At 58.6% G+C, this 12,809-nt stretch carries 10 protein-coding genes; 1 reads left to right on the top strand and 9 read right to left on the bottom strand.

The window, feature by feature from the left end; translation table 11 throughout:
- Positions 1-427: 427 nt before the first annotated feature.
- Entirely contained in the window at positions 428-1,573 is a 1,146-nt protein-coding gene (locus EL2594_RS10600; protein ID WP_041685272.1) for a CaiB/BaiF CoA transferase family protein, read from the bottom strand.
- A 32-nt stretch (positions 1,574-1,605) separates the two neighbouring features.
- Here EL2594_RS10600 and EL2594_RS10595 point away from each other — a divergent pair, with 32 nt between their 5' ends.
- A complete protein-coding gene (locus tag EL2594_RS10595) occupies positions 1,606-2,655 on the top strand; it encodes a LysR family transcriptional regulator (protein ID WP_011415069.1) in 1,050 nt (349 codons plus the stop codon).
- Positions 2,656-2,819: 164 nt separating this feature from the next.
- Here EL2594_RS10595 and EL2594_RS15655 read toward each other — a convergent pair whose 3' ends face one another.
- From EL2594_RS15655 to EL2594_RS10560, 8 genes are all read right to left on the bottom strand, one after another.
- Positions 2,820-4,007, bottom strand: coding sequence for a TonB-dependent receptor (locus tag EL2594_RS15655; RefSeq protein ID WP_231679523.1), 1,188 nt, complete (start codon positions 4,005-4,007; stop codon positions 2,820-2,822).
- Positions 3,902-5,020, bottom strand: a complete 1,119-nt coding sequence (locus EL2594_RS15650; RefSeq protein WP_233994265.1) for a TonB-dependent receptor plug domain-containing protein — start codon at positions 5,018-5,020, stop codon at positions 3,902-3,904. The genes EL2594_RS15655 and EL2594_RS15650 overlap by 106 nt, the downstream gene beginning before the upstream one ends.
- 143 nt (positions 5,021-5,163) lie before the next feature.
- The gene (locus EL2594_RS10585) at positions 5,164-6,066 is read right to left on the bottom strand and encodes an SDR family oxidoreductase (protein ID WP_011415065.1); all 903 of its coding nucleotides are present in this window, start codon (positions 6,064-6,066) and stop codon (positions 5,164-5,166) included.
- A gap of 105 nt (positions 6,067-6,171) precedes the next feature.
- Positions 6,172-7,317 carry an acyl-CoA dehydrogenase family protein gene (locus EL2594_RS10580; RefSeq protein WP_011415064.1) on the bottom strand — a complete coding sequence of 382 codons (1,146 nt, stop codon included), beginning with the start codon at positions 7,315-7,317 and terminating at the stop codon, positions 6,172-6,174.
- Positions 7,318-7,354: 37 nt separating this feature from the next.
- On the bottom strand, positions 7,355-8,593 hold the full coding sequence (locus EL2594_RS10575) for a thiolase family protein (RefSeq protein WP_011415063.1): 1,239 nt from the start codon (positions 8,591-8,593) through the stop codon (positions 7,355-7,357).
- Positions 8,594-8,636: 43 nt separating this feature from the next.
- Positions 8,637-9,431: an enoyl-CoA hydratase/isomerase family protein gene (locus EL2594_RS10570; protein WP_011415062.1), complete on the bottom strand. Its 795-nt coding sequence runs from the start codon at positions 9,429-9,431 to the stop codon at positions 8,637-8,639.
- 66 nt (positions 9,432-9,497) lie between these two features.
- A complete protein-coding gene (locus tag EL2594_RS10565) occupies positions 9,498-11,042 on the bottom strand; it encodes a class I adenylate-forming enzyme family protein (protein WP_026108915.1) in 1,545 nt (514 codons plus the stop codon).
- Between the two features lie 129 nt (positions 11,043-11,171).
- Positions 11,172-12,806 carry a GMC family oxidoreductase gene (locus tag EL2594_RS10560; RefSeq protein WP_081432313.1) on the bottom strand — a complete coding sequence of 545 codons (1,635 nt, stop codon included), beginning with the start codon at positions 12,804-12,806 and terminating at the stop codon, positions 11,172-11,174.
- Between the last annotated feature and the right edge of the window lie 3 nt (positions 12,807-12,809).

Here is a 12,809-nt window from a genome sequence, read left to right as displayed (position 1 = left end):
TTATCAACCAGAAATTCCGGATACCCCAAATATTTAAATGAGATTCCCGAACAACGCGCACTCAACTCTGATGCGGATTCTCAGGCGCGCCAAAAGACCGCATTCGGACGGTCGAATCGGTCGATGACCGAAGCCCTCACGCCAGGACATTGGCCGTGGCCGCCGCAGTGGAAATCCCATCGGCGTCGTCACATCCGGGGCGAGCATTGATTTCAAGCGCCGAGCGAATCACGATGCGAACAACGTCCCGTGGACACGTCCGCAATCGCCGTTCCGGCGTGGCGTACAGGAATCATCGGATAGTTTGACGTGCCTGTGTGTCGTTGTCTCCTTTGATTTGAATGCAGCGAAGCGGAGCGTCGCATTGGTTCATAGTTATGAAATCACCGTTCGTGTCGGGCCGCTGGCCGCCCACCATGCCAACCGACTACTCGCAACAGTCGGTTCTGGCGGTAATCCCGCAGCGGTCCGGTTTGCTCCAGCCCCGCCGAATTGTACTCGGATCTTCATGATGCAGCGGGATCGGTCCGGGGATCGGTAGTGACGAGCCCGAAAAACGTGGCGCCGGCATTGCCTGAAGGATATTGTCGATCTCCCGATAGACGCCTCGCGCTGCCATATGAGGATGGCGCGCCGCTTCGTCCGGATCAAGCACGGGGGCAAAGCAGGCATCGCTGCCTTCCAGCAGTGCGCGCCATTCTTCCCGTGTCCGCATGGCGAATATCTCGCTAAAACGCTGCTTGAGCTCGGGCCAGGCATCACGATCATAGCCGTCGTCAAAACTGCTATCGCCGGCCAACCCCAGCTTTTTGCAAAGCAGCGCATAGAACTTGGGCTCGAGTGATCCGACTGAGATGAAATTCCCGTCGGCGCACCGATAGGTCGAGTACCAGTGAGGGCCGTCAAGGATGCTGCAGCCGCGTATGCTGGCAACCTGGCCGGCGGCCTTCAGGCTCAGGAGCAAGTTCATCATGTGAGCGCTCCCATCGACGATCGCGGCGTCAACCACTTGCCCATTCCCGGTATCCCGGGCGTGCATTGCCGCTGCGAGGACGCCGATGGCCAAATAAAGCGCTCCACCCCCAATATCGCCTACCAGGCTTGGCGGCGCCATTGGCGGTTCACCAGGATGCCCAGCATACCAAAGGGCTCCTGACAGCGCGATATAGTTGATGTCATGGCCGGCCGCTTGGGCGAGAGGTCCCTGCTGCCCCCAACCCGTCATGCGACCGAATACAAGGCGGGGGTTACGCGCTAGGCAAACCTCGGGACCAAGGCCGAGCCTCTCCATCACCCCAGGCCGCATGCCTTCGATCAGTACATCGCCCCTTTGGACGAGATCCAGGACATGCGCGACGCCTTCGGGGGACTTCAGATCCAAGGCAATTACACGTTTCCCGCGGTTCACAATGGCGCCGCTGCCAAGATCGATATTTTCGGAGTTAGGGCTTACGCGTTCAATGACGACGACATCGGCGCCAAGGTCGGCCAACAGCATTCCGCAAAACGGCGCCGGGCCGATGCCCGCAATTTCGAGTATTTTGAGGCCTGCAAGCGGACCAGTTTTCGTCATTCAGGCATACCTGCGTCTGAGACCTTGGCGCTTTGATCCAGGCCGTTTCGCCGCTCCAGATTTCGAGACGGGTTGCAGTCGTGCTGGGCGGCAGTGTCGAAAGTAAGATTGGCAAAATGACCTTGATTCGCCTAATTCATTCTCTGGAGCAATTATTCCTGTGGGGCATGTCCATGCTCGATTCTCGCCTCAAGCATGCCGTCGCGGTTGGTCAGCTTCGTTCCTTCTCCAGGGCAGCGGATGCGGTTGGTGTCACGCAGTCGGCGGTGACCAAGAGTGTCGCTGAACTCGAACGGTATCTTGGCTATTCCCTTTTCCATCGGACCTCACGGGGCGCGATGCCGACAGAGGAGGGACGCGAATTTATCGATCGCGCAGCGCGCTTGCTTGCCGACGCAGCTGAACTACTCGGAGATACAGCCCGCCGCGCCGACGCCTATGCGGGCCCGCTTCGAATCGGACTGTTCCCAGGGTCAATCGACTGGTTGCTCACCCAACCTCTGGTTTCTTTGCTGCGGCGCCATCCGGCAGTGCGCGTCGAAGTCGTTTCGGGCAACAGCGAAAGGGGCGTGCGACTCCTGTCGCGCGGCGATATCGATGTCGCCTTTGGACTTGAAGCGGCCTTTGCACGCTGGCCGGAATTCAAGTGCGAGCGGGTCGCCTCGATCGAAATACTGCCTTTTGTGCGGAACAATCATCCCATTCTGGGGATAAACCCGACCAGCAAGGAGCCGCTGGTCCAGTTCGAATTCGTAGTGCCCTCATCTTCCGAACCCTACACATCGATCATTCAGCAGATGTACGAAAAAAGCGGTAAGCGTCCCGCTGACTGGATCCACATGACAGACTATTTTCAATTGGTTCGACGGATCGTTGCCACATCCGATGCTATCGGGATGGTTGCAAAACAGTTCACCGAGAACTCATGGTTTCGCGCCAATTTCGTGGCCTTGGAGGGAATCGGTTTATTCGATCCATTGACGCTTTGTTATGCTGTGCGTAGCCGCTGGCAGGTAAAACCGGCTGGCCGTGCGCTCGTCAGCCTTGTTCGTCAGGCATGGCGCACCGCACCATCGGATTAACGGCAAGGGGGCGGGGTGCGATCGGAAATCCGCTGCATCCGTCGCGATCAGCTAGAGCATTTCGCGCAGAAGTGGGAACCGGCTTTCCGGCAGGAAATGCTCTAGCAAATTGATCTTGGGCATTTTCCGAGTTGGCGGGTGATTCCACTCGCCTCGAAAATGGCCTAGAAGCTAATCGCCACTTCTCCGCCGATGACGCGCCCCCTGTTTAGCGGTGAAAGGCTTGCACCCGTGCCCCCGAAGGCCGCCGGCAAAGGTGTATCGCCGCCAATCGTCACCTCATTCAGGAGGTTTCGGCCATAGATGGAGAAGCGCCAGTGCTTGTTGTCGGTCGCCAATGTGAGGCTCGCATCGAGCATATCGGCGCCCTGAAGGAAGCCGACGTTGTTGTCGGTGAATGCCGCCTTGTCGCGATGCGTGAAGCTGACACGCGCCGTTGCTGTCCCCAATTCGCCAAGCTGCTGATCATAAGTCAGCCCCACGCCATAGGTCCATGGCGACAGCCTTGGCAATTTGAGCGCACGATCCACATCGTTGATGACGCCATCACCGCTGAGGTCGAACTGGACGTTGCGATACTGGCCATTCACGTAGCCGAGCTGACCCGAAATCACGAGGTTGGACAAAAGAAAAAACTGCCCCTCGGCCTCGACGCCTTTGATTGTGGCGTCGGCGGTGTTCCGTATGACCTGGCTGACGCCAAGCGGTCCGGGCAGGTTGATCTCGCGCTGCAGGTCCTTCATGCGATTGTAGAAGGCCGCCAGGTTGATCCGGTGGCGCCCGAATTGCTTCTTGGCGCCGAGTTCGAAACTGTCCTGGGTCTCTTGATTGAATGGCCCCGGCGGCACAGCGGGATCGGTGTTGCGCAAATTATATCCGCCGCTGCGGAACCCGCGCGTGTAAAGGCCATAAATCTGCGTGTCGTCATCCGGCTTCCACTGAAGGCCGATTTTCGGCGTAAACCCTCGCCATTTTGCCGCGTCGGCGAAATTGGTTGCACAGATCAGCGTGTCTAGATTGCAACCATTTGCGCGTAAGGCCGAGACCCGAACGGCTTTGCGTTCCCAACTATACCGCGCGCCGAGATTCAAGGTCAGCGTATCGGTGAAATGCCAGTCGGTCGAAGCAAAAATGCCCCATGTTGTCTGGTCTTGCGTACCCCCACCGGAAACGATCCGAGCACCGCCCAAAAGATTCCGCAGCTCGGCGTAACGAAGATCCTGGGAAAAATAGTATAGACCGGTTGTCAATTCGACGTCACCGAACCTTCCGGCATAACGAAGTTCGTCGCTGAGTTGATCCTGGTCGATTTCGAAAAAGGCATGAAAGAAGGACTGTGGTGTTCCATCGATATCAGCGCCCGCGGAGGATCGGAATTTCCGATAGCCAGCGATGTTGGTGAAGACGCCTTCGCCCAGACCGACATCGATGTTGGTTTCCACGATCGCCTGGTCCCATTTGGCATCATAGAAACCTGGGAAATTGATCGAAAACCTGAAGCTGTCGCGGGAAACAGCGCGTGACTCTGGACAGGGGCTCCATCGCTTTCGACATCGCCATGCTCATAGCGGAGATCCATTCGGAAGCGGTCGCCACCCTTGAGCGAAAGTGCCGGGCGAATGATAAGGTCATGTGATTTACCGAAGCTGCGATTGTCGAAGCGGTTGCGAAACCAGCCATTGTCGTCGCTGTAGTAGACGGCCAATTTGGCAGCCAAAACGTCATCGACGATAGGTCCGGTAACCGTGCCGCTTACGGTCTTTTTCAGTCCCGTTTCAATGGATAGCTTGGCTTTGGCTCCAAAATCGAAGCTGGGCCGCGTGGTCCGCACAACCACGGCACCGCCGGTAACGTTGCGACCGAAAAGCAAGCCTTGCGGTCCACGCAGAACTTCGATCCCCTCAAGGTCGAAGTTGTCCAGCACGACACCAGCGTTGATGCCGAGGTAAATACCGTCAGTGAAAACGCCTACGGTGGGGTCGATCGATGGGATCGTGCTGTTGATGCCGAGGCCCCGGATAGTGAAATTGGCATAGCCCGGTGCCGTACCCACATCCTCGAGCTGGACGTTGGGAACGTCGTAGCTCAGACTTTGAAGATTCTGGACGAACTTGGCATCCAGCTGCGCTTCACCAAAAGCCGTGACCGCCATCGGTACTTTCTGCACGCTTTCGCCATAGCCCTTTTTGGTGGCGGTAACGACAATGTCCTCAGCCAGCGCTTCCGTGGCGCTCCCGGTTTGGTCGTTCGCCTGGGGCGTTGCTTCCTGGGCAAATGCTGTTCCCGAGCACAACAACGCGGCAGAAGCCAATAGACATCCTCTCATGGCTGATCCTCTCTTCCCAGGAGATATTGTGTAGTTCATGCCGTTTGGCGGCATTTGAGGGCCGTCGTCCAATTCAATTCGCTGCAGAACTATTCCTGCTGCTCATCGATATCTGGCGGCAGCACGACGCCATCGGCAGCCCGACGGCCGCTCAAAAATATCATGGTAATTCATCGGGTTGATTACGCTCTCAGCGCCCGTTCTACCGCCTCAAGGCTGTCATTCAGCCCGAGCGGGTGCTCGGCATCCGTGAAGTCGACAATTCTACCCCAGTGCCGGGCGACATCATCGAGCGTGAACGCCCTGTCCGCTCCGAAGGCGTGCCCAAGCGCGCGCTCCCACCTAAGCTTGGCGATATAGCCGGCTCCAACTTCAAAAAGCCCTTTGGTTTCGCTGCAATTCTCGTGCGCAAGCCAACCGACCAATGGACTGATCGCTTCCGCTCTGAGATTGGCGAGAAACTCTTGTGGAAAGGCAGTCGCGGTCATACGCGATGCGGCGATTGGGGCGATCGTATTAACCTGGATGTTTCTGGACCGCCCCTCCTCCGCCAGCGCGTTCGCAAGCCCCAATATTCCGAGCTTGGCTGCGGCATAGTTGGCCTGACCGAAGTTGCCGTAGATTGCGGCTGCAGACGTGGTCATGACGATGCGGCCATAGCCCTTGTCGCGCAGTATCGGCCATGCTGCCTGCGTCACTGCCCGCGTCCCATTCAGATGGACCCGCTGAAGCAGTGTCCAGTCTTCGTCGGTCATTTTGTGGAAGCTCACATCGCGCAGGATGCCGGCATTGTTGATGACGACGTCAACGGTTCCGAAGTTGTCAACCGCGGCTTGGATGATCAGCGCGCCCTCCTCGACCGACGCATAATTTGCCACCGCCTGACCGCCCGTGGCTCGAATTTCGTCGACCACATTGTCAGCGGCTGTGGAGCAGCTGCCGCTCCCTTTCTCGTCGCCACCCAGATCATTCACCACCACCTTGGCTCCGCGCCCGCCAAACATCAGCGCGTACTGGCGCCCAAGTCCGCCTCCGGCTCCGGTCACAACCACTACCCTGCCATCGAAACGAAGCTCTTCGTCCATCGCTTGTCTGCCTCTTTTACCTGAGCGACGCATCTGCGCATTTGATCCTGTGCGAGTCAGGCACGCGGCTCCATTTCCGTCGACGCTGTCGTTTTCGTCTGAGCCTTACCGAAAGGCTTGAATGCCGGTCAGGGCGCGCGAAACAACAAGCTTTTGAATCTCCGTCGTGCCATCGGGGATGGGGCAAATGATCGCCTCACGCACCAGCCGCTCGACGATGAATTCGCGGGTGACGCCGTTGCCGCCATGGATCTGAAGCGCATCGCGCGTCGCTTCGATCGCCATTTCGGTGGCGTACCACTTGGCCATCGAGCATTCCGTCTCTGCGCGCGTGCCCGCCTGGACGAGGGATATTGCCCGGTGCGTCAACAGACGGGCTGCGTCGATCTTGGTCGCCATGATGGCGATCTTGTCGGCGATCAGCTGATGGCCGGCGATCTTCTTGCCATGCTGCGCGCGATCGCGAGCGTACGCGATCGCCTCATCCATTGCTCGCCGTGCGATGCCGATACTCCACATCGCCATATGGCAGCGGGCAATCTCGAACACTTGCAACGTATTGCGCAATCCATCGCCGACCCGGCCGATCGTGTTTGCCACCGGTACGCGGCATTCGGTCAGGAATATCTGTGCAGTCGATTGGCCGTTGAGCGCCATCTTCTGGATATCGCGCACCTCATACTCACTCTCGTCACGATCGACCAGGATGTGAGTGACTTCATTTTCGCCAGTCTTGCACGTACAGATGAAGATGTCCGAGTAGGCTCCGTTGGTGATCCAGGTCTTTTCGCCATTGATGACCCAGAAATCGCCGTCTCGTACGGCGCGTGTCTTGATGGCGGCGACGTCCGAGCCGACATCGGGCTCCGAGATGCCGAGCGAAACGAACTTCTCGGCCGCGACGAGGTCGGCAAGATAGCGTTGCTTGATCGTCTCCGGGGCGAAGCGGCGGATGAGTTCTGCGCCAACCGCGTTGATGAAGCCGGGTATGGCCACATCGAGCGAGGAATAGGCGATCTCCTCGAAAATGAGCAGATGAGTGAGCCATCCCATATCAAGCCCGCCCCATTGCTCCTGATGCGGTGCGGTAATATGGCCATAGCCGGTCAGTGCTTGAGTCCATTCCTTCATGAGCGGTTTGGGGATGAATCGCTCCCCATGCCGGCGGATTTCCGGCTCAAGCTTGTTGTCGAGAAAGCGGCGGACGGTTTCCACCGCCATGCGTTGTTCATCGGACAGCTCAAAGTTCATATCGTGACCCCGTGTTTCCCTAGGCGCGCTCTGACAACTACCGGCCCAGGATCGTGACGGCGACCACCGCCTCTTCCACCCCGATGACACCTCCGCCGTTCTGCGCGATCGCGAACCGGGCATTCGGAACCTGTCGATCTTCCGCCTCGCCGCGCAATTGCAGCGCAAGCTCGTAGATTTGGCCGAGCCCGGTGGCGCCGATCGGATGTCCCTTGCATTCAAGCCCGCCCGACGTGTTTACCGGAATACGCCCACCCAGCGCCGTCTCACCGCGCTCTGCCGCGAGTCCGCCCTCGCCAGGCGGCGTCAGGCCGAGCGCCTCGATTTCAATGATCTCGCCAACCGCCGTGGCGTCATGCACCTCCGCGACGCCAATATCTTCTGGCCCCACGCCGGCCATCGCATAGGCCCGGTTCGCCGCAAGGCGGCTGACATGGTGGTCATAATCAAAGGGATCGCGCGCGGCGCCGGTTTGCAGCACAGACGCCAGGATTCTTAGCGCCCTGTCCGGGGCTGCCGACAGTTTGCGCCGACCGGCTTCGCTGCAGATGATCGCAGCGGCGGCGCCGTCGCTGATCGGGGAGCACATCGGCAGTGTGAACGGGTAAACGATCGGAGGCGCAGCGAGTACACTTTCGACGGTATATGGGAGGCGATACTGGGCAAGCAGATTGCGCGTCGAATGCATGTGATTTTTCGCCGAGACGGCCGCGATTTGCGCTTGCGTCGAGCCGTAGGTCTTCATGTGCGCGCGTGCCATCGCGGCGTATACATCCATGAAAACGCTGTAAGGCTGACTCGATGTCGTTCCTTCCGGAACATCGACGCCATTGCCCATGGCCAGCAGCTGCGCGCGGCCCGACTCGGTTTCATGCACGTCCCAAGCGCCATCGAATGCACTGAACATGAGCGCCTTGTCGGGCGAGTACATCTTCTCCGCGCCGAGCGCGAGTACGACATCCGCTGCCCCCGATCGAACATAGGCGGCGGCCATGTGCAAGGCCGTGGAAGCCGTCGCACATGCGTTTTCGACATTCACCACGGGAACGCTTGAGATGCCCATCGCTCGCGCCACGATTTCGCCGCGGATCATGTCCTGGCCCTCCATATGCCCCTGGACGCAATTGCCGAAGAAGATGGCTTCGACATCGCCGGCGGTGCATCCTGCGTCGGAAAAGGCCTGCGACGAAGCTTCGGCGCAGAGCATTTTCAGGCTCTTGTCGAACTGTTTTCCGAACGGGGTCATCCCAACCCCCATGACGAATATGTCGGTCATTCGTTGATCCATTCTTCCAATGTGTTCCGCATCCGATCAGGTCTCACCGGTCGGAAAAATCGGGCTTCCGCTTCTCCCGGAATGCCGCCAGTCCTTCGACAATGTCGTTGGACAAGGCGTAAGCAGCCATGGTTTCGAGTTCCTGACGCAGCCCGACTTCGAGCGAGCTATCCTGCGCAGCGCGGACTAGCTGCTTCATGTAGGCGAGCCCTGGCCGGCTCTTTTCTGCAAGAGATTCTACCAGCGCTTGCGCTGCCGCAATGAGATCCTCGGGAGCAACCAGTTGGGTCACGAGTCCGGCTTCCTTCATCTCGGCAGCCGAGATGGTCCCGCCGGTCATCATCAGATGTTTCGCACGCGCTTCGCCGATCTTCCTAGGGAGTCGAACCGACCCTCCACCGCCGGGCAACAGGCCGTAATTTGCATGGGCGTCGCCAAATCTGGCCGGGTGCGCGGCAATGACGAGATCACAGCACAACACCAGTTCCAAGCCGCCGGCGAGCGTAAGGCCGTTGACCGCCGCAATTATCGGAAGGCGCGACGTCTCGATCCTGTTAAAAGCCTGACCGAGCGGCGGCAGAAACAGATTTAAGCGTTCGGCGAGAGTTTGTCCGCCTGTTCCATCGCCAATTGCGAGCAGATCCGCGCCAGCGCAAAACGCCCGTCCGGCGCCGGTAAGAATGCAAGCGCGCACCGTCGCATCTGCTTCCGCTGCCTCGATCGCTGCGGCGAGTTCCTCGGCCAAAGCCAACGACAGACTGTTCAACGCTGCCGGCCGGTTGAGGGTCACCCAAAGCGCTGGGCCGCGTTGCTCAACCAGGATGTATTCATAATCCATTGCAGTCTCCCGCGCGCCGGCAGGCGGTCACCGGAATAGAGGATGTGGCTAGGATGGCTGCGTCGGTCATGCCCCCGAAATGCGCCGGTCCTGGCCCGCCCAATAGGGCTCTCGAAGCTTTGAACGAAGCACCTTTCCGACATTGCTCAACGGCAGTGGCTCGGCGGTAAAAACGACCTTGCTTGGCTTTTTTGCGGAGCCCAGACGCTGGCGCACCAAATCTATTATCTCGGTCTCCGTGATTTGTGCTCCGGGCTTGACACGCACCATTGCAAGCGGCGTTTCACCCCATTTTTCATGGGGCACGCCAAAGACCGCGACCTCGAGTACACCGGGATGGTCGGCAATTACGTTTTCGATTTCGGTGGGATAGATATTGAAGCCGCCTGACACGATCATGTCGTTGTTGCGATCGAGCAGATACAAAAATCCGTTTGTGTCGATCATGCCGACATCGCCGGTTTTGACCCAGCCATCTTCCATGCGCCGGGCGGTTTCCTCCGGATCGTTCCAGAATTCCTCCATCTGGCCATTTTCGAACCGTGCGACGATCTCGCCGGGCTCGTTTGGTCCCAGCACCTTTCCGTCCTCGTTACGGATTTCGATATCGGCGCCGCTCATGGGACGTCCGACCGCCCGAATTGGGGCAGAACCTTCAAATTCGCCGAACCACTCGTTGGGCCCCATAGACGCGATGGGCAGGATTTCGGTCTGTCCATAGCCCGAATGAAGAACATGATTCCCGAATATCTGGCACGACTTGCGAAGCGTCGGCTCGGAGATCGGCGCTGAAGCACTCAGCAGAAACTTCAAATTCGGAAAGTGGCGGCCATATGCCCCGTCGTGATGCACTATGGCATTGAGCATGGTGGGGGCTACAAAGGCATGGCTGATCCGTTCCTGCTCGAGAGTGTCAAGAAAGGACGCTGGATCGAAGCCGTCCATCATCACGTTGCGGGCGCCGCAATACCAGGCCGGCACGAACAGGAAGCCCGATGCATGGGACAACGGGCCGACATGCAGAATGGCATCCCCTGGAGCCACTTGGGGGCCGATGCTGAAAAATGCGGCGGAGATCGTCATCCATGAACGGTGCCGATAGGCAACGCCCTTGGGTTTGCCCGTCGTGCCGCCGGTGTGGCGGATGACACAATAGTCCTCCGGCGCGACGACGGGATCGGGATCCCGGTCCGAGGCTGTCGCCAACCAATTCTCATAGTTGTGATCGCGGATAATGATCCGCTCAAGCGTCGGAGCTTGGGCATCCAGCCCCGCCAACTCCGAAGCCAATGCCTCATCGACCAGCGCCAACCGAGATCCGGTACTCGCGATCATATGGGCGTGCGCTTCACATCGGTTGCGCGCATAGAGAGGAACACGCGTATAGTTTCCAATGGCAGCCGCCAGTATGATGTCGGCGGCCTCGATGGAGTTCTTCTCCAGCGTAGCAATCCGGTCACCCGGTTGAAGGCCGCACTCCGCAAGAGCATTTGCGAGCTTCACGCCGCGCAACCAGGCTTCCGAGAAAGTCAACCGCCTGTGGCCGTGAACGAGAGCCTCTTGCTGGGCGAAATAACGTGCGGCGCGACGTATTTGCGTACGGACGTCCATCAGCCGCGCTCCTCTAAGGCGCTCGCCCACAATGGCGCAGTCGACACATAATAAACTGACATGCGATAGGCCTCTCCGGACTTCTTTTCGTAAGCATCTGTGTCTGCAGCATTGATCCAATCGTCCAATTCAATATTCTGCGATGCTATTCTTGCTGCTCATATTATCGTGCCGGATCATGTCGGCGGCTTTCTCGCCGATCATGATGCAGGTTGCATTGGTGTTGCCGTTGACGACTGATGGCATGATCGAGGCATCGGCCACGCGGATATTTGCGAGGCCGTGAACGCGCAGGCGGTTGTCGACCACCGCCATCTCGTCGGTGCCCATCTTGCATGTTCCCACCGGATGATAAGCATGATTGGCTTCTGCCCGGATATAGGCGTCGATCTCTTCATCAGTTTCAAGGTAGCGGTCAGGATAGAGAGGCCGTTTCATCATCGCCTTCATGCGATCCGAATGCAGGATCTCCTGCACGACACGGAAGGCATTGCGCAACGTCTTGAGGTCGTCGGGATGACTCAAGAGATTGAGGTCCATCTTGGGATCGGATTCGGGGTTTGAGTCATGTAAGGCAACCCAGCCGCGGCTCTTTGGGCGCCCAATATTGAGAATGATCGTATAGCCCCATTTCGTCATCAGCTTGTAGTCGCGCGCATGGTCGCGATAGGCGAGCGGCACGACATGGACCTGGCAATCCGCCCGGTTCTGCCCCGGCGCGGATCGCAAGAAACCGCCTGCAGCCGTGGGCGGCGATGCCAGCCAGCTTTTCCTTTGCGTGAGATACTGGAATAGGTCTCGCACGGTCTTGAGCGCGCCAACGACATTGAGTGCGATCCCGAGCCGCTTCTTCGACTGGTAGCTCAGCATCAGGTCAGGATGGTCGTGAAGATTCTGGCCGACACCGGGAATATCATGAATCACTTCGATTCCATGCTTCTCCAACTCATCACGCGGTCCGATACCGGAAAGCATCAACAGTTGGGGCGAATTATAGGCGCCGCCGCTGACAATGACTTCCTTTTCGCACGGGATCGTCTTCAACTGCCCGTCCTGGGAATACTCGACTGCCACCGCGCGGTTGCCCTCAAACCTGATACGATGGACGCGGGCATGTACTTCGACGCGGAGGTTGCCGCGCCTGCCCATCACCGGATCAAGGTAACACGCCTTCACGCTGGCGCGCTTCCCGTCCTTCACGGTAAACTGATAGATGCCGACACCTTCCTGGCTGGCACCATTGAAGTCCGGATTGGCTTGATGGTCCAGTCCAGTCGCCGCCTCGATGAAAGCATCATAGACATCGAATTCGCGCTTGCCGTTGGATACGTGAAGCGGTCCCGACGAGCCGTGAAACTCATCCTCACCGCGCTCATTATTCTCAGCCTTGCGGAAATAGGGCAGGACATCGTTGTAACCCCAGCCGTCGTTGCCGAGTTCGGCCCAGTGGTCGAAATCCGACCGGTCGCCGCGGATATAGACCATCCCGTTCATACCGCTCGATCCACCCAGCATCTTCCCGCGCGGATTGTAGAGGCGGCGGTCGTTGAGCGCCTTTGAAGGGTCGGTGTTGAACCGCCAGTTGAGCGTATTGATCCGATAGTCTTGGATCAGCGCCGCAAAAGCGCCGGGCGTGGACACAAGCGGCGAGGTGCCTGGGCCGCCTGCCTCGAGCAGGCAAACGGTGACATCGGGGTCCTCGGACAACCGGCTGGCGATAACGCCGCCCGACGACCCACCTCCAATAATTACATAGTCAGCCATTTG

It is taken from the genome of Erythrobacter litoralis HTCC2594 (assembly GCF_000013005.1).
In the GTDB taxonomy this organism is placed as follows: domain Bacteria; phylum Pseudomonadota; class Alphaproteobacteria; order Sphingomonadales; family Sphingomonadaceae; genus Parerythrobacter; species Parerythrobacter litoralis_A.
The sequence above is the reverse complement of the archived record's forward strand: the minus strand, read 5'-3'. Positions and strand labels throughout refer to the sequence as shown.